The 17,490-nt window shown below is 66.8% G+C and carries 18 protein-coding genes; 6 read left to right on the top strand and 12 right to left on the bottom strand.

Annotation, left to right across the window (positions count from 1 at the left end):
- The first annotated feature begins 42 nt into the window (after positions 1-42).
- The gene (gene ubiH / locus ACSYHF_RS03600) at positions 43-1,251 is read left to right on the top strand and encodes a 2-octaprenyl-6-methoxyphenyl hydroxylase (RefSeq protein WP_447576092.1); all 1,209 of its coding nucleotides are present in this window, start codon (positions 43-45) and stop codon (positions 1,249-1,251) included.
- Positions 1,248-2,429: a UbiH/UbiF family hydroxylase gene (locus tag ACSYHF_RS03605; RefSeq protein ID WP_053500461.1), complete on the top strand. Its 1,182-nt coding sequence runs from the start codon at positions 1,248-1,250 to the stop codon at positions 2,427-2,429. The genes ubiH and ACSYHF_RS03605 overlap by 4 nt, the downstream gene beginning before the upstream one ends.
- Before the next feature lie 87 nt (positions 2,430-2,516).
- Here ACSYHF_RS03605 and ACSYHF_RS03610 read toward each other — a convergent pair whose 3' ends face one another.
- From ACSYHF_RS03610 to ACSYHF_RS03640, 7 genes are all read right to left on the bottom strand, one after another.
- Positions 2,517-2,912, bottom strand: a complete 396-nt coding sequence (locus ACSYHF_RS03610; protein WP_095379348.1) for a hypothetical protein — start codon at positions 2,910-2,912, stop codon at positions 2,517-2,519.
- Between the two features lie 49 nt (positions 2,913-2,961).
- A complete protein-coding gene (gene rlmM, locus ACSYHF_RS03615) occupies positions 2,962-4,029 on the bottom strand; it encodes a 23S rRNA (cytidine(2498)-2'-O)-methyltransferase RlmM (RefSeq protein ID WP_053501233.1) in 1,068 nt (355 codons plus the stop codon).
- Entirely contained in the window at positions 4,013-4,573 is a 561-nt protein-coding gene (locus tag ACSYHF_RS03620; protein ID WP_005415358.1) for a nucleoside deaminase, read from the bottom strand. Before ACSYHF_RS03620 ends, rlmM begins: the two co-directional genes overlap by 17 nt.
- 96 nt (positions 4,574-4,669) lie before the next feature.
- A complete protein-coding gene (locus ACSYHF_RS03625) occupies positions 4,670-5,392 on the bottom strand; it encodes a DUF6348 family protein (RefSeq protein ID WP_111174625.1) in 723 nt (240 codons plus the stop codon).
- 82 nt (positions 5,393-5,474) lie between these two features.
- Entirely contained in the window at positions 5,475-5,939 is a 465-nt protein-coding gene (locus tag ACSYHF_RS03630; RefSeq protein ID WP_111174626.1) for a hypothetical protein, read from the bottom strand.
- 62 nt (positions 5,940-6,001) lie between these two features.
- The gene (locus ACSYHF_RS03635) at positions 6,002-6,649 is read right to left on the bottom strand and encodes a hypothetical protein (RefSeq protein WP_375367871.1); all 648 of its coding nucleotides are present in this window, start codon (positions 6,647-6,649) and stop codon (positions 6,002-6,004) included.
- 43 nt (positions 6,650-6,692) lie between these two features.
- Entirely contained in the window at positions 6,693-8,441 is a 1,749-nt protein-coding gene (locus tag ACSYHF_RS03640; protein WP_111174628.1) for a glutamine--tRNA ligase/YqeY domain fusion protein, read from the bottom strand.
- Between the two features lie 130 nt (positions 8,442-8,571).
- On the opposite strand from ACSYHF_RS03640, the gene ACSYHF_RS03645 reads away from it, so the two are divergent.
- On the top strand, positions 8,572-8,835 hold the full coding sequence (locus tag ACSYHF_RS03645) for a putative signal transducing protein (RefSeq protein WP_005415362.1): 264 nt from the start codon (positions 8,572-8,574) through the stop codon (positions 8,833-8,835).
- Between the two features lie 30 nt (positions 8,836-8,865).
- Entirely contained in the window at positions 8,866-9,531 is a 666-nt protein-coding gene (msrA, locus tag ACSYHF_RS03650; protein ID WP_032953954.1) for a peptide-methionine (S)-S-oxide reductase MsrA, read from the top strand.
- 649 nt (positions 9,532-10,180) lie between these two features.
- Here the strand turns inward: msrA and ACSYHF_RS03655 are convergent.
- From ACSYHF_RS03655 to ahpC, 5 genes are all read right to left on the bottom strand, one after another.
- Positions 10,181-11,137: a transaldolase gene (locus ACSYHF_RS03655; RefSeq protein WP_447576093.1), complete on the bottom strand. Its 957-nt coding sequence runs from the start codon at positions 11,135-11,137 to the stop codon at positions 10,181-10,183.
- Between the two features lie 50 nt (positions 11,138-11,187).
- On the bottom strand, positions 11,188-11,592 hold the full coding sequence (gene rnk, locus ACSYHF_RS03660) for a nucleoside diphosphate kinase regulator (protein ID WP_005408156.1): 405 nt from the start codon (positions 11,590-11,592) through the stop codon (positions 11,188-11,190).
- 124 nt (positions 11,593-11,716) lie between these two features.
- Positions 11,717-12,679, bottom strand: coding sequence for a LysR substrate-binding domain-containing protein (locus ACSYHF_RS03665; RefSeq protein WP_049414506.1), 963 nt, complete (start codon positions 12,677-12,679; stop codon positions 11,717-11,719).
- An 85-nt stretch (positions 12,680-12,764) separates the two neighbouring features.
- A complete protein-coding gene (ahpF, locus tag ACSYHF_RS03670) occupies positions 12,765-14,357 on the bottom strand; it encodes an alkyl hydroperoxide reductase subunit F (protein ID WP_329889731.1) in 1,593 nt (530 codons plus the stop codon).
- A 225-nt stretch (positions 14,358-14,582) separates the two neighbouring features.
- Complete coding sequence (ahpC, locus tag ACSYHF_RS03675) at positions 14,583-15,146, bottom strand: alkyl hydroperoxide reductase subunit C (protein WP_005415368.1); 564 nt, start codon at positions 15,144-15,146, stop codon at positions 14,583-14,585.
- 355 nt (positions 15,147-15,501) lie between these two features.
- On the opposite strand from ahpC, the gene prmC reads away from it, so the two are divergent.
- Positions 15,502-16,359, top strand: coding sequence for a peptide chain release factor N(5)-glutamine methyltransferase (gene prmC, locus ACSYHF_RS03680; protein ID WP_065196909.1), 858 nt, complete (start codon positions 15,502-15,504; stop codon positions 16,357-16,359).
- Between the two features lie 48 nt (positions 16,360-16,407).
- Positions 16,408-17,349, top strand: a complete 942-nt coding sequence (gene pip, locus ACSYHF_RS03685; protein ID WP_188239693.1) for a prolyl aminopeptidase — start codon at positions 16,408-16,410, stop codon at positions 17,347-17,349.
- The last annotated feature ends 141 nt before the right edge of the window (positions 17,350-17,490 follow it).

Below are 17,490 nucleotides of genomic sequence, written 5' to 3' on the forward strand. Positions count from 1 at the left end.
GTGTTGGGCGTTTGGGCAGGGCGAGCGCGTATCATGAACATCATGAGTGAACGACATGACGTGCTGATCGTCGGTGGTGGCCTGGTCGGTGCCAGCCTGGCCATCGCCCTGGACCGCCTGGGCCGCGATGTGGGCCTGCTCGAGGCCAGCCCGGCCGGCGAGCTGCCGGCGGTGTTCGACCAGCGCAACCTCAGTTTTGCCGCTGCCACGGTCAATGCGCTGACCGCGCTGGGGGTCATGCAGAAGCTGGCGATGGCGCCGGGCCCGATCCGCCGCATCCACGTCAGCCGCGCCGGCGATTTCGGCCGGGTGCAGCTGGAGGCTTCCGACTACGACCGGCCGTGGTTCGGCCAGGTGGTGGTGGCGCGGGACTTCGGCCAGGCGCTGGAAGCGCGCCTGCAGGAGCTGCCGCGGCTGCGGCGCTACCGGCCGATGCGTTTCCTGGGCTTGAGCGAGGTGGTCGACGGCTACCGCCAGGTGCGGGTGGCCGACGAGACCGGCGAGCGCGTGCTGCTGGCCCGGCTGGTAGTAGGGGCCGATGGCACGACCAGTGGCGTGCGCGGCGCGCTCGGCATCGAGGTCGACCGCCATGATTTCCAGCAGACCCTGTTCGTGGCCCGCGTGCGCAGCCAGCGCACGCCAGACGGCACCGCCTGGGAGCGCTTCACCGATACCGGCCCGACCGCCCTGCTGCCGCGTGGTGATCGCCACTTCGGCACCGTGCACGGTGTGGCGCGCGACCAGGCCGATGCGGTGATGGCGCTGGACGATGCGGCTTGGCTGCAACGCCTGCAGAACGCGATCGGCTGGCGCGCAGGCCGGCTGCTCGAATCCGGCCCGCGCAGTGCGTATCCGCTCATCCAGGTGCTGGCGCGCGCGCTGGCCGGAGAGCGCGCGGTGCTGCTCGGCAATGCCGCGCAGACCATCCATCCGCTGGGTGCACAGGGCTTCAACCTGGGCCTGCGCGATGCGCTGACCCTGGCTGAACTGCTGGAGGATGCGCATGAGGATGCCGGCAGCGATGCACTGCTGCAGGCCTATGTCGCGCGCCGCGAAGAGGACCGCCGGCAGACGGTGGCGTTCTCCGGCGGGCTTGCGCGCCTGACCAGCAATCCGGCGCCGTTGATGCGGCCGCTGCGCAGCCTCGGCCTGGTGGCCGCGCAGCGCGCCTCGGTGCAATCGATGCTGGTCGGTGGTGCGATGGGCTTCCGCGGCGAGGTGCCGCGGCTGTGCCGTGGAGAAGCGGCATGAGCCGGCGCGCGCGTCTTGATGTGGCCATCATCGGCGGTGGCGTGGTCGGTGCCGCGTGTGCGCTGGCGCTGGCTGATGCTGGCCTGTCGGTGGCGCTGGTGGAAGGTCGCGAACCGGCGCCGTGGCAGGCCGCACAGCCGGACCTGCGCGTGTTCGCCTTCGCTGCCGACAACGTACAGCTGCTGAATCGTCTTGGTGTGTGGCCGGCGATCGCGCAGGCCCGTGCATGGCCCTACCGGCGCATGCAGGTGTGGGACGCGGCCGGTGGCGAGGATCTGCTGTTCGACGCCGATCGCTTCGGCCGTCGCGAACTGGGCTACATCGTCGAGAACGGGCTGCTGCAGGACCGCCTGTGGTCGGCGCTGCCGGCGGCGGGTGTGCAGCTGCACTGCCCGGCACGGGTGGACGCGCTGGAGCAGGACGAGGATGGCGTGCGCCTGCGCCTGGATGACGGGCGTCGCCTGGAAGCGGCGTTGGCGGTGGCCGCCGACGGCGCCGAATCGACCCTCCGCCAGCTGGCCGGGATCGAGGTGGAACGCCATGACTACCACCAGCGTGGCGTGGTGGCCTACGTGGACAGCGATCTTCCCAACCAGGCCACGGCCTGGCAGCGCTTCCTGCCAAGCGGGCCGCTGGCGTTGCTGCCGGTGGCCGAGCGCCGCAGCTCGATCGTCTGGACCCTGCCCGAGGACGAGGCGGCGCGTGTTCTGGCGCTGGACGAGGACAGCTTCAACCGCGAACTGACCCGCGCCTTCGCGGCACGCCTGGGTGAGCTGCGGTTGGCCTCCCCGCGAGCGGCATTCCCGCTGCGCCGCCAGCTGGCCCGTCACTACGTGGCCGGTCGTGTACTGGCGTTGGGTGACGCGGCGCATGTGGTGCATCCGCTGGCCGGGCAGGGCGTGAACCTGGGGCTGCGTGATGTCGCCGCCCTGCAGCAGTGGCTGGCACCCTCGGCAGAGCGCCGCGGCCAACCGCGGCTGTCGCCGCAGCGCCTGCAGCGCTGGGCACGCGAACGGCGGAGCGACAACCACATCGCCGCCTACAGCTTCGATGCGATCAACCGCCTGTTCTCCAACGACGAAATGCACCTGACCCTGGCCCGGGGCCGTGCGCTGGGCTGCGTCGGCCGATGGCCGCCGCTGGTGCAGGCGTTCTGGAAGCGCGCCGCTGGGGTCTGACCAACGGCTCATCCACGCATGGCGTGGATCTACTGGAATCGAGTCAGTAGATCCACGCCATGCGTGGATGAAGATCGCGACGGCGGATCAGTCGATCAGCCAGCCGGCCAGGTCGGTGCGGTCCAGCTTGCCGCGATGCCTGCGGTCCAGCGAATTGAATTCGTCGGCCAGCGCCGGGTTGGCCTGCGCTTCCTCGCGGCTGATGAAACCGTCGCCGTTCACATCCAGCGCGGCGAAGTGGATGCGGTACTGGCCAACCACGCTGCTGGGCTCCAGCGAACGCACCGTCACCTGTGCCTCGCCGGCCGGCTGTGCAATCTCGACGCTGCCGCTGACCCGACCGGCATCCAGTGGCTGCTGGCGGATCGCGCCGCCGGTGGGGCCCAGCGGCTGGCTCTGCGCAGGGGTGTGCGGCAGTTGCTGGGCCATGGCCGGTGCGACTGACAGCAAAGTGATCAGCAGGGTGAGCGAGTGGTAGCGCATGGTTCCGTTCCCCGGTAGCGCCGGGCCATGCCCGGCGGATGCAATGGGATCAGCGCAGCGGCGAGGCCAGCACGGTGATCTCTTCACGATCGTGATAGAGCTGCTTGGCGCGCACCACCAGCGGCTTCCCGGCCTGGTCCTGGAACAGGTCCAGGCACAGCCGGGTCTCGTCCCAGCGCTTCTTCATCGGCAGCTTCAGATTGAAGATCGCATGCCTGCACCAGCCTTCGCGGAACCAGGTGGCCATGCGTTCGGCGACGCGGCGCGGCTGCTCGACCATGTCGCAGACCATCCAGTCCAGCGGTTGTTCCGGGTGCCAGTGGAAGCCATCGGCGCGCAGGTGCTCGACCAGGCCGGTGTCCAGCACGTGCTGGCGCAGCGGGCCATTGTCGATGCTCAGCACGTGCATGTGCTGCCGGGTGAGCACCCAGGTCCAGCCACCGGGGGCGGCGCCAAGGTCGGCCGCGCGCATGCCGGGCTTGGCCAGCGCCTCGCGTTCTTCAGGCGTCAGTAGGGTCAACAGCGCCTCGTCCAGCTTCAGCGCCGAACGCGAAGGCGCTTCGGGCAGCAGCTTCAGGCGCGGAATGCCCAATGCCCACGGCGCGCTGTCGCCCGGGTCGGCCACGCAGACGAAGGCATGGGTACCGTCGACGAACACCACATGCAGGCGCGGCAGGCGGGTGTTCGGCTTGTCGCTGAGCTTGCCGGCCTTGCGCAGCGCCGGGCGCAGTGCATTGCCAAAGGATCGCGCCAGGCCGGACAACGGCTTGCCAGCGTCGGAATCGGGATGCTCCACCCACAGGTCGCCGAAGCGCGGCGCATCAGCCAGCACCTCCAGCATCGGCGTAATGCGGTCGGCCGGATCCAGCTGTGGCAGCTCGGCCAGCACAACCAGCTTCTGCCGCGCGAAGATCAGTTCGCGCCAGCGCAGGCGCGGTGCCAGCGCCGCGGCCTCGTCGCACATGAAAAGCACGTAGCCGTCATTGCGCTGGGTGCGTGCATAACCGGCGAAACCGGCTTCGCCGGCACGGAACTGCAGTTCGCCGGCCAGCTCGGGCTCGAAACCCTGCCGGCACAGGCACAGCAGGCCGATGCCGGTTTCAGTAACGGGCGCCATCGCTTTCCCCATAGGCACGCAGCACGCTGCGCGCGGCGTCGCGGTTCAGGCCCTGCACCACTTCGATGCCACGCTTGTTGAGCTCGCCGACCCAGTCGGCCGGCAGCGGGCCTTCGTCAAACGGAGTCAGTTCTTCGACGTCGGCTGCACTGGCACCGATCAGCAGGCGGTCGATGCCGGCCCACACGGTGGCGCCGTAGCACTGGCAGCACGGCTGCGAGCTGGTGGCCAGGGTGACCGGCGACAGCACCGCGTTCAGGCGCGGGGTCTGCAGGCGTTGCTGGGCCAGCATGTAGGCCATGTTCTCGGCGTGCGCCAGCGAGGTCGCGTGTGGCATCACCCGGTTCACGCCGGCAGCGATCACCTTGTCGTCCGGGCCGAACACCACGGCGCCGAACGGGCCGCCACTGGCGTGCTCGACGTTCAGCCGCGACAGCTCGATCGCCAGCGCGACCTTGGCCTCATCGCCCGGATATCGACGATCCAGGTCGATCTGGTCGTGGATCCAGGCGGGAAGGGTCAGGTGGACTTGCGCGTACAGCATCGCGGGGGTGCCTCGTAGGGATGGAAGAAAGTGCGGTTGCTTGGGAAACCGGCGCGCAGTGTAGCCGCACCGGCCTGTATCGGGTGTGGCGGTGGGTCAGCCGGGCGAGCCGGTGCGGATCACCACGTATTGCTTGCGGAACTCCAGCCCGGCCTGCGGCCAGCTGGCCGCATAGGCACGCAGCAGGGGCAGGGCGGCGGCGAAATCGTGGCCGTTGACCCGGCAATCGGCCTCGCACAGGCCATCGGCATCGCGCGAGGCGAACAGGCGGATGGCCAGGAACGGGCGCGCCTTCAGCAGCTCGTCGAAGGCGTCCATGCTCCTGGTGAACAGGCAGCACGGACAGGACCCATGGTCGTCCTCGCTGCAGGTGCTGGCGTCCACCTCGTGCTCGCGGTAATGCGCCAGCGGACCCAGCACCACGGTGCGTTCGTGTTCCCGGCCCTCATCGCCGGCCGGATAGGTCAGGCCCATCATTGGCAGGGCCTGTGCGTCTTCGGCGCCGATCGCGGTCTGCAGGGTCACCAGGTCCACCCGTGCCCAGGCCTGGAAGCCGGCCAGCAGCGATGTCTGTTCATCGGTACCGTTGGCGTGCTGGTACTCGAACAGGCCATCAGCGAACAGCAGCGGATGCTGGCTTTCGATGACGGTGGAGGTCTGCCAGCCCCCGTTGTCGCGCGCGTGTGCGGCCATCGCATGCGGGGTCAGGCGCAGTCCGCTGTCCAGCAGCAGCGCGTTGCCGTCGATGCGGCTGGCGACGCTGGCGTCCTGCAGGGCCTGCTGCAGCAGTGGGAGGAGTGGAGAAGCACTGTCGGTCATAAAGGCAGGTCGGTAAGAGGAATGCCGTCAATGGGCATGGCCTGGTGTCTCAAAAATGCATGAGGTGTCGGTCCAGCCCGAACTAACCAAGGTAGCTTGTTCCGGGAGTCGCTTTGTCTTGCTTGACAAGCTTCACCTTCAGCTCCCAGCCCCCGTCGCACGCTTGTCTGCCGCTGAACAGATAAAGAACCTCACCTGCCGAAGCGTTGTTCCTCATTGTCGCGTTGTCTTCAAGATCTATCTGGCTGACAAAGACCATGGGGTTGTCATCAATGAAGCGCCAGCTGGGTTCACGTACCCAACGAGGTGCTTTGTCCATCGAGAGGAAGTACCTGTCGATCGTTTCGATCATCCATGCTTGGATTGCGCCAGGGACAGAGTCGATCCACTTGATGTCGGGTTTTGGATGTGAAGTCGAGAGATACTCGCTGTACACCTTCAGCATGAAGGGCTCCGACTCGCTTCCTTGTATGCCGACACACTTCTTTCCTTCAGCGATCCCTGAGAACGCGGCGCAGAAAATCATGAAATCGCGATCAATCTTCATGCGTGATTCCTCTCAACCGATCTGTCAATCGGATTCTCGTACCGTAAGAAGCAACCCCAGCTTCACAGCGCGTCAAGTTCGGCGCGATATCGCTGCGCGTCGGGCTGCTGCTGCGGGTCGTTGCCGTGGTCGCGCAGCCAGCTTTCCAGTTCGCGGCGATACTCCGCGCGGAAATCGGCATTGCCCGGGCTGAAATGCAGCTTGCGTGCTGCCACCTCCACGCGCTCGCGCGCGCTGGACCGGGCCTGGGCGATGCCGTGGGGTGATTCGTTGGTGAGGATGACGAAGTTGCGCGGGAAACCCGGCGTGTACTTGACCACGAACGGCTGGTCGCGCGCCGGGATGCGGATGGCGTTTTCCAGCGGCCACAGCGAGGCGGTGTTGGTGTGGAACACCGCCTCCACATCGCGCCCTTCGGCAGTGCGCAGCACCGCTTCGTAGCGCCAGATGTACTGTTCGTTGAGCGTCGAGCTGGTTCGCTCGGCCTTGACGATCACCGCTTCGCCGCGCTCGCCCACCAGGTTGAGGAAGGTGGCGTTGAGGAAGTGGCCGAGGAACATGTTGAGCATCGCCAGCGGGAATACCACGATGGCGTAGCCTGGAAAGCGTCGCCACCACGAGACCAGCCCGGCCAGCACCATCGCCGCAAAGAACGTCAGCAGCGGATGCTGCGAGATGAACCAGAGCAGGACGGACAGGGCGGTGATCATCGTCGGGGGCGTGCGGGCGCCGTGTGGGCGCCCGCGCAGGTGCTCAGGCCGACCAGGTGTCGCGCAGGGTCACGCTGCGGTTGAACACCGGCTTGGCTTCGGTGTGATCGCGGCGGTCGGCGACGAAATAGCCGGTGCGCTCGAACTGGAACGACTGCTCCGGTGCGGCGCTGGCTGCGGCCGGCTCGACATAGCCGGTGACGGTACGGCGCGATTCCGGGTTCAGGTAGTCGCGGTAGGTCTTGCCTTCCGATTCGTCGTCAGGGTTCGGCACCGAGAACAGGCGGTCGTACAGGCGGATCTCGGCCGGCACGCCGTGCACGGCGCTCACCCAGTGGATGGTGCCCTTGACCTTGCGGTTGGCGCCTTCCATGCCCGGGCGCGATTCCGGATCCAGCCAGCCGCGCAGCTCGGTGATGGTGCCGTCGGCATCCTTGATCACTTCGTCGCAGCGGATGATGCCGGCGCCACGCAGGCGCACTTCGCCGCCCGGCACCAGGCGCTTCCAGCCCTTCGGCGGCACTTCGGCGAAGTCCTCGCGATCGATCCACACTTCGCGGGCGAACGGAACTTCGCGGCTGCCGAAGCTTTCGTCCTTCGGGTGGTTGCTGAAGGTCAGCAGTTCTTCGTGGCCTTCCGGAAGGTTGGTCAGCACCAGCTTGAGCGGGTCGACCACGGCCATGCGGCGCGGCGCGGCGCTGTCGAGGTCCTCGCGCAGTGCGCCTTCGAGCACGCTGAAGTCGATCAGCGAATTCTGCTTGCTGATGCCCACGCGCTCGGCGAACAGGCGCATCGCGGCCGGGGTGTAGCCACGGCGTCGCAGGCCCTGCAGGGTCGGCATGCGCGGGTCTTCCCAGCCGTCCACCAGCTGTTCAGTGACCAGCGCCATCAGCTTGCGCTTGCTCATCACCGTGTAGTTGATGTTCAGGCGCGAGAACTCGATCTGGCGCGGCTTGGCCGCTTCGCGTGGCAGCCCGGCATCGACCAGGGGCTGGGTCAGCGCGTCGTCATGGGCGAAATCGACGTTGTCCACGCACCAGTCGTACAGCGGGCGGTGGTCTTCGAATTCCAGCGTGCACAGCGAGTGCGTGATGCCTTCGATCGAATCACCCAGCGCATGGGCGAAGTCGTACATCGGGTAGATCGGCCACGCGTTGCCGGTGTTCTGGTGCTCGACGTGCTTGATGCGGTACAGCGCCGGATCGCGCAGGTTGATGTTGCCGCTGGCCATGTCGATCTTCGCGCGCAGGGTGCGCGCGCCATCGGGGAACTCACCGGCGCGCATGCGGCGGAACAGGTCGAGGTTTTCCTCGACGCTGCGGTCGCGCCACGGCGACGGGCGACCCGGCTCGGTCAGGGTGCCGCGGTAGGCACGCACTTCTTCGGCTGACAGGTCGCAGACATAGGCCTTGCCCTGTTCGATCAGCTTCTCGGCGGCCAGGTAGTAGGCCTGGAAGTAGTCCGAGGCGTGGCGCAGCTCGTTCCAGCTGAAGCCCAGCCAGCGCACGTCGTCCTGGATCGCGGCCACGTATTCCGGATCTTCCTTGGCCGGGTTGGTGTCATCGAAGCGCAGGTTGCAGACGCCGCTGAATTCACCGGCGATGCCGAAGTTCAGGCAGATCGACTTGGCGTGACCGATGTGCAGGTAGCCGTTCGGCTCCGGCGGGAAGCGGGTCTTGATCGCCTGGTGCTTTCCGCTGGCCAGGTCCTCGCGCACGATCTGGCGGATGAAATCGCGCTTCTCGTGGCTGTCGGCGGGGGTCTCGGGGCTGGCGGGGGTGTGCTCGGACATGAGTCTGGGGCGAAAAAGGGCAGAAAGACCAACAGTCTAGCGCGTACGGGGCAGGGCTGCCGGGGTTGCCGGCCTCTCCACCATTCAGCCCCCAGGCGTATGCTGGACCCTTGTCCCGAGGAGCCGCCGCATGCACATCGTGTACAAGGCCGACAATCTGTTCGACGCCCATCTGGTCAAGCACGCGCTGGAAGACGCCGGTATCCCCGCGTTCGTGTTCGGAGAGCAGCTGCTGGGCGGGATGGGCGAGCTGCCGCTGTTTGGCGTGCTGCGGGTCGGCATCCCCGATGCGGCGCGGCCGCAGGCCGAGGACATCGTAGCGGCGCTGGACTTGGGCCAGGCCCCGTCCGACCCCATTTCCGATGCAGACGACATTGCCGGCCTTCCGGCGTAGGAGCGCATCATGTTGGGAATTGGCCAGGGCATCCTCGGCATCGGCGCCTTCAAGCAGCGCCTGCCGCGCCCGGAAGAGGCGCTACCGGGGCGTGACCAACCACTGCCGCTGCACAGCAACCAGCACTTCGTGAACAGCCATCCGCTGAAGGACCGTTTCGCCGGCCTGCAGCAGATACGCTTTGCGCTGGGCTGTTTCTGGGGCGCCGAGCGCAAGTTCTGGACCGAGCCGGGCGTGTACAGCACGTCGGTCGGCTATGCAGGTGGCATCACGCCGAACCCGACCTATGAAGAGGTCTGCTCGGGCCTGACCGGCCACACCGAAGTGGTACAGGTGGTGTTCGACCCGGCGGTGGTGAGCCTGGAGCGGCTGCTGCAGCTGTTCTGGGAAAGCCACGACCCGACCCAGGGCATGCGTCAGGGCAACGACACCGGCACCCAGTACCGCTCGGCGATCCATGCCACCGACGAGGCCCAGTACAAGGCCGCGCTGGCCAGCCGCGAGGCCTACCAGGCGCAGCTGGCTGCGGCCGGCTACGGCCCGATCACCACCGAGATCGTGTACCCGGCACCGGCGTACTACTACGCCGAGGACTACCACCAGCAGTACCTGGCGAAGAATCCGAACGGCTACTGCGGCATCGGCGGCACCGGCGTGAGCTGCCCGATCGGGTTGGATGTGGAGGCGCCGCGCTGACGCGCGGTGGTCCGCCTGCGGCGGGCTGAAGCCAAAGCCAGAGCCAAAGCCAAAGCGGCTCTGGGTTGCTGATGGTTGGGCGGGACGGGGGCGGCTGGCAGGACACGCCGTGAACCCGTCCATGGGGGCTCGATGGCGCCATCCATGGCGCCAACGGTCCTGCCAGCCGCCCCCGTCCCACCTTCGACAGTTTCCCGGTGACGGTGGGCAAGAGCATGGGTTACTGACGAACTGAAGAAAAACAAAAAGGACGCGGCGTTTGCCGCGTCCTTTTTGTTTGATCCTGCAGTGCTTTCTGTAGAGCGGAGCCATGCTCCGCTCCAAGCAAGCGAAGCGCGCGACCCGCTGTTGCTCTTCTTTCTTTCTTCCGTGGCGGGCCGCCGCAGGAAACTGTCAGAGGGCGGGCGGGTTGGGTTCGCGGGAGTGTCCGCCGCATGGGCCCGAGGCATGCCTCGGGCGGGTTGGGCAGGACGCCCAACCCCGGTCTTGCCGTGTGCGCAGGACAGCGCACACGAGCAAGCGGCGGCCAAGCCTCCGGGGATGGATTCACGGCGTCTCCCGCGAACCCAACCCGCCCGACCCAGCGCGGCTTTTTGCTCTTCGCGACCAACCGACCCGCCACGAGGGGCTCAGCCGTTGGCCGGAATCCTCACAGTGCCGCGCGGATCCGCTCGCGCAGTGCTTCCAGATCCTTGGCAAACGCCTCGATGCCGGTCGCCAGCTTCTCGGTGGCCATCGGATCGGCCGCCAGATCCGCCGCGAACTTCGCCGCATCGATCGGCGTCACCGCCGTGCCATCGGCTGCACCGGCTACCAGCTTGCGCGGCAGCTCGCCGTGGTCGGCGTCCAGCTTCTCCAGCAGGTCCGGCGAGATCGTCAGGCGGTCGCAGCCGGCCAGTGCTTCGATCTGCGCGGTCGAACGGAACGAGGCGCCCATCACCACTGTCGGCGAACCGCGACGCTTGAATTCGGCATACACGCCGCGCACGAACTTCACGCCCGGGTCTTCATCGATGGTGGCCGGGGCCTGGCCGTTGGCCACGTACCAGTCCAGGATGCGGCCGACGAACGGCGAGATCAGGAACGCCCCGGCTTCGCTGCAGGCCAGCGCCTGGGTCGGGTTGAAGATCAGGGTCAGGTTGCAGTCGATACCCTCGGCCTGCAGGATGCGCGCGGCTTCCACGCCTTCCCAGGTCGCGGCGATCTTGATCAGGATCTTCTCGCGCGGCACGCCGGCATCGGCGTACATCTGGATGAACTGGCGGGCCTTGGCCACGGTGGCAGCGGTGTCGTGAGCCAGGTCGGCATCCACCTCGGTGGACACCCGGCCCGGCACCAGCGTGCTCAGCAGCGCGCCGACGCCGATGGTCAGGCGGTCGGCCACGGCGTGCACCACGGCTTCGCGGTCGCCACTCTGCTGGCGGCCCCAGGCCAGTTCGCGTTCGATCAGCTCGGCGTAGACCGGCAGGTCCAGCGCCTTCTTCACCAGGGTCGGATTGGTGGTGCAGTCCACCGGCTGCAGGCGCTTGATCGCCTCGTAGTCACCGGTATCGGCAACGACCACGGACAGTTCGCGCAGCTGGGACAGTTTGGACGGGGTACTCATTACGGCTCCTGGGGCAGGGGGATCGAATCGCGCGCGGTGCGCAGCGGTAATCAGGGGCGGTCGTTGTGGACCGCGGTCACGCGCAGGCGCAGCTTGCGGCCACCGGGCGCGTTCCAGTCGATGCTCTGGCCGATCGAAAGGCCGAGCAGGGCACTGCCGACCGGGGCCAGCACGGAAACCTTGCCTTCATCGACGTTGGCTTCGCGGGGGAAGACCAGGGTCAGGACGTGCTTCTCGCCCGACACTTCATCTTCGCACTCCACGCGCGAATGCATCATGACGATGCCTTCGGGAATCTGGTCCGGTGCCAGCACGGTGGCCCGGTTGAGTTCTTCAGCAAGCGCGAGCGCGGCAGGCGTCTGGCTCAGCGCAGGGGATTCGAGCATGGCGTCCAGGCGGTCCATGTCGAAGGTGGAAACGGTGATCGACGGCGGCAGGCCGCTGGCGGTACTCATGGTGAAGCTCCTTGGTTGAAAGCCATGCAAAAGGCGGCACCTGCTGGCGCCGCCTGTCTGTATTGTGGGGACAAATGCGGCCGGAATCGACTCCTGCCGATTCCAGGCCGGTACTGCGGGGGGCTCAGCCGTTCAGCGCGGGGCCGGGCAGGGCCGGTGCATCGCTGCCGGCATCGAGCGCCTCCAGCGTGAACAGCGCCTGCGGCAGACGCTTGAACTGGTCGGCCAGGTCCATCAGGAAGTCGTTCATGGCCGAGCTGCGGCGCCAGATCATGGCGATGCGGCGGCTGGGACGGCCTTCGCCGGTGAAGTCGAGCAGGCGGATGTTGTTCGAGCGCGGCACTGGCGGCTGCACCGACAGGCTCGGCAGCAGGGTGATGCCGACGTCGGCGGCGACCATCTGCCGCAGCGTTTCCAGGCTGGTGGCGCGGAACTCGGACTTCTCGTTGGCGCCGAACAGGCGGCAGACTTCCAGCGCCTGGTCGCGCAGGCAATGGCCGTCCTCCAGCAGCAGCAGCTTCTGCGTGGCCAGTTCCTGCACGTCCAGGTGCTCGCGACGTGCCAGCGGGTGGCGACCGGAGACGGCCAGCAGGAACGGTTCCTCGAACAGGAACTCGGCATGCAGCTGGTCGTCGATCACCGGCAGCGCCAGCAATGCAGCGTCGAGCTTGCCTTCGCGCAGGCGGTCCAGCAGCACATCGCTCTTTTCCTCGACCAGCAGCAGTTCCAGCTCCGGGAAGCGCTCGCGGATGCGCGGGATCACATGCGGCAGCAGGTACGGGCCGAGGGTCGGGAAGATCCCCAGGCGCACCGTACCGGCTTCCGGATCGCGGCTGCGTCGCGCCGCTTCCTTCAGCTGTTCCACTTCGGACACGATCACCCGCGCCCGTGCGGCCGCTTCCTGGCCGGCCGGGGTCAGCATCACCTTGCGCGGTGCGCGTTCCACCAGCGGCAGGCCGAGCTCTTCCTCCAGCTTGCGGATCTGCGTGGACAACGTCGGCTGGCTGACAAAGCAGGAAGCGGCCGCCCGGCCGAAATGCTTGTGGTCGGCCAGGGCTACCAGGTACTTCAGATCACGTAGGTTCATCCTTACACCCCAGGGGTAACGGACCGGCTGACGGCGTGGTTACCCGACAGGCAGACAATGTTCCCGGTGATCTGGGAACGGTGGATCAGGCCGCTTCAGCAACGGCACCGCTGCTGTTGCTCACCGACGAGCGGATCAGGTGGTCGAACGCGCTCAGTGCGGCGGTGGAACCGGCGCCCATGGCGATGATGATCTGCTTGTAGGGCACCGTCGTGCAATCGCCAGCAGCAAACACACCCGGCAGGTTGGTCTGGCCGCGATCGTCGATGACGATCTCGCCACGCGGCGACAGCGCCACCACATCCTTCAGCCACTCGGTGTTGGGCAGCAGGCCGATCTGCACGAAGATGCCTTCCAGCTCGACGCGGTGGGCATCGCCGCCGATGCGGTCCTTGTAGACCAGGCCGGTGACCTTGCTGCCGTCGCCGAGCACTTCGGTGGTCTGTGCGCTGGTCAGCACGGTGACGTTGCCCAGGCTGCGCAGCTTCTTCTGCAGCACTTCGTCGGCACGCAGGCTGGAATCGAACTCCAGCAGGGTTACATGCGACACGATGCCGGCCAGGTCGATGGCCGCTTCCACACCGGAGTTGCCGCCGCCGATCACCGCCACGCGCTTGCCCTTGAACAGCGGACCATCGCAGTGCGGGCAGTAGGCCACGCCCTTGTTGCGGTACTGGTCCTCGCCCGGCACGTTCATCTGCCGCCAGCGCGCGCCGGTGGACAGGATCACCGAACGCGACTTCAGCACCGCGCCGTTCTCCAGCTGCACCTGCACCAGGCCGTCTTCGCCGGCCGGCACCAGCGCACTGGCGCGCTGCAGGTTCATGATGTCCACGTCGTACTCGCGCACATGCTGCTCCAGCGCCGTGGCCAGCTTCGGGCCTTCGGTTTCCTTCACCGAGATGAAGTTCTCGATCGCCATGGTGTCCAGCACCTGGCCACCGAAGCGCTCGGCAGCGATGCCGGTACGGATGCCCTTGCGCGCGGCATAGATCGCCGCTGCGGCGCCAGCCGGGCCACCACCGACCACCAGTACGTCGAAAGCATCCTTGGCGGCGATCTTCTCGGCATCGCGCTTGCTGGCATTGGTGTCCAGCTTGGCCACGATCTGCTCCAGGGTCATGCGGCCCTGGTCGAACACTTTACCGTTGAGGTACACGGTCGGCACCGACATGATCTCGCGCTTCTCGACTTCGTCCTGGAACAGCGCACCATCGATGGCCACGTGCTGGATGCGTGGGTTGAGTACCGCGGCCAGGTTCAGCGCCTGCACCACGTCCGGGCAGTTCTGGCAGGACAGCGAGAAGTAGGTTTCGAACTTGTATTCACCTTCCAGGTTCTGCACCTGCTCGATCAGCTCGGCGGTGGCCTTGGACGGGTGGCCGCCGACCTGCAGCAGGGCCAGCACCAGCGAGGTGAACTCGTGACCCATCGGCAGGCCGGCGAAGGTCAGGTGGATGTCCTGGCCCGGCGTGCCCAGGTCGAAGGACGGCACGCGGCCCTGGCCATCGCGCAGGACCTGCAGCGTGATCTTGTCCGACAGGTTTTCCAGGGTCTGCAGCAGTTCCAGCATTTCCTGCGACTTGGCGCCGTCGTCGGCGTGCGCGGTGATCTGGATCGGGCGGGTCACGCGCTCCAGATAGGTCTTCAGCTGCGACTGCAGGTTGGCGTCCAACATCGGGTCATCTCCTGGCTTCAGGCAAACAGGGGGCGTGGCACCGCTGTAGAAGGTAGCGGACCAGCAGGGGGTAGGGGTGAACCCAAGACAGCGACCGTGGAAGGGGCTGGCTGGCCAAGGCGGGCGAGCGTTGGCTGTCTTGGGTTCACCCCCACGCCGGCGGGGGGACCGGCACGGGGATGAAGGGCGCGCCGTGGCGTGGGGCCACGGCAGGCCGGTACTGCTTTAGATCTTGCCGACCAGGTCCAGCGACGGGGTCAGGGTCTTCTCGCCTTCCTTCCACTTGGCCGGGCAGACCTGGTTCGGGTTGGCGGCGGTGAACTGGGCAGCCTTCAGCTTGCGCAGGGTCTCGGACACGTCACGGGCGATCTCGTTGGAGTGGATCTCCAGGGTCTTGATCACGCCTTCCGGGTTGATGATGAAGGTGCCGCGCAGGGCCAGGCCTTCTTCTTCAATGTGCACGCCGAAGGCGCGGGTCAGCTGGTGGGTCGGGTCGCCGACCAGCGGGAACTGGGCCTTGCCGACGGCCGGCGAGGTCTCGTGCCACACCTTGTGCGAGAAGTGGGTGTCGGTGGTGACGATGTAGACCTCGGCGCCGGCCTTCTTGAACTCGGCGTAGTGGTCAGCGGCGTCTTCGATCTCGGTCGGGCAGTTGAAGGTGAAGGCGGCCGGCATGAAGATCAGGACGGACCACTGGCCCTTCAGGCTGGCGTCGGAAACCTTGATGAACTCGCCGTTGTGGTAGGCGTTGGCTTCGAACGGCTGGATCTGGGTATTGATGAGGGACATCATTTTTCCTCTTGGTGAAGGGGAGTGGGTGAATCGACAGGAGCTAGGTTACCCATTCGCTCGCGATAAGAACAATCCATTGATTGCATCTATTTGATAGATGAAGTCTATCAAATGGCCATGAGCAGGCACTGAACCCTGCCGCTCCCATCCTGCAACTGCTTGTGTGACAAGGAAAATCGATCGGGACGTGTGAAGAGGGCTGATAGCCCCTCCTTATACCCTCTGGCGAAACCTGAACGGATTCCAGCTTTTTGTAGCGTCGAGCCATGCTCGACGGTGGATCTGTAGAGCCGAGCCGATGCTCGGCTGTTCCAGCAGCAGCCGAGCATCGGCTCGGCCCTACAATTGAGGCATGTCTTTCCAACCCGAACCCACCCTGCGTCAGGTCGTAGCTGACGCCAGTGCCCGCTTGGGCGGTGTCGATGCCCGCCACGAAGCCGAACTGCTGCTGCTGCATGTACTGGAGCGCCCGCGCAGCTGGCTGTTCGCCCATGCCACCGATCCGCTGGCCGCCAATGACCAGGCCGCCTTCGAAGCTTTGCTGGCCCGCCGTGTGGCCGGTGAGCCGGTTGCCTACCTGACCGGGCGCCGCGGTTTCTGGACGCTGGACCTGGAGGTCGACCCGGCCACGCTGATCCCGCGCCCGGAAACCGAGCTGCTGGTCGAGTTGGCGCTGGAGCGACTGCCGCCGGACCAGGCGTTGCAGCTGGCCGACCTCGGTACCGGCAGCGGTGCGATCGCACTGGCACTGGCCAGCGAACGGCCCCGGGCACAGGTGCTGGCCACCGATGCCAGCCCGGGCGCGCTGGCCGTGGCCGCGCGCAATGCGGCCCGCCATGAACTGGACAACGTCCGTTTCGCCGAGGGCGGGCACGACTGGTATGCGCCGCTGCAGGGCGTGCGCTTCGACCTGATCGCCAGCAATCCGCCGTACATCGCCAGCAACGACCCGCACCTGGAACAGGGCGACCTGCGCTTCGAACCGTCTACCGCGCTGGCCTCGGGCATGGACGGCCTGGATGACATCCGCCGCATCGTCGATGGTGGCCAAGCCCACCTGCGGCCCGGCGGTTGGTTGCTGATCGAGCACGGTTGGGACCAGGGCGCGGCGATCCGGGCACTGTTCGAGGCGACGGGATTTGCCGAGGTGCAGACCGTGCAGGACCTGGAGCAGCGCGACCGCATCACCCTGGGCCGGCGTCCGGCCTAGAATGGAGGTTCTCCTGCCCCGGCAGGGCATCACCCTGGAGCTGCAAGCATGCGTACGCTGTACCCCGCCATCACCCCCTACGACGTCGGCACCCTGAAGGTCGACGACCGCCACACGCTGTACTTCGAACAGTGCGGCAACCCGGAAGGCAAGCCGGTGGTGATGCTGCATGGTGGCCCGGGTGGCGGCTGCAGCGACAAGATGCGCCAGTTCCACGATCCGTCCAAGTACCGCATCATCCTGTTCGATCAGCGCGGTGCCGGCCGTTCCACCCCGCACGCGGACCTGGTGGACAACACCACCTGGGACCTCGTCGCCGATATCGAGAAGCTGCGCGAGCACCTGAAGGTCGATCGCTGGCAGGTGTTCGGTGGCAGCTGGGGCTCGACCCTGGCGCTGGCCTATGCCGAGACCCATCCGCAGCGCGTGACCGAACTGGTCCTGCGCGGCATCTTCATGCTGCGTCGCTGGGAGCTGGAATGGTTCTACCAGGAAGGCGCCAACCGCCTGTTCCCGGATGCGTGGGAGCACTACCTCAAGCCGATTCCGCTGGTGGAGCGTCATGACCTTATCTCGGCCTTCCACCGCCGCCTGACCAGCGAAGACGAGACCACCCGCCTGGAAGCGGCCAAGGCGTGGGCGGTTTGGGAAGGCGCGACCAGCTTCCTGCACGTCGATGATGACTTCATCAACAGCCACGAAGACCCGCATTTCGCGCTGGCGTTTGCCCGCATCGAGAACCACTACTTCGTCAACGGCGGCTTCTTCGAGGTGGAAGATCAGCTGCTGCGCGACGCACACCGCATCACCGACATTCCGGGCGTGATCGTGCACGGCCGCTACGACGTGGTCTGCCCGCTGGCCAACGCCTGGGACCTGACCAAGGTGTGGCCGAAGGCGAAGCTGGAAATCACCCCGGCCTCGGGCCATTCGGCGTTCGAGGCCGAGAACGTGGACGCGCTGGTGCGCGCCACCGATAGCTTCGCGTAATGCCCCGGGGTCAGATCCCTTTCCCACGGAAAGGGCTCTGACCCCAGCCAGGAATCCATCCACGCATGGCGTGGATCTACTGCACCCGGTAGTGCCGGCCGCTGGCCGGCAACGCCTCACCGGTAGCGCCGGGCCATGCCC

It is taken from the genome of Stenotrophomonas maltophilia group sp. P373 (genome assembly GCF_053295075.1).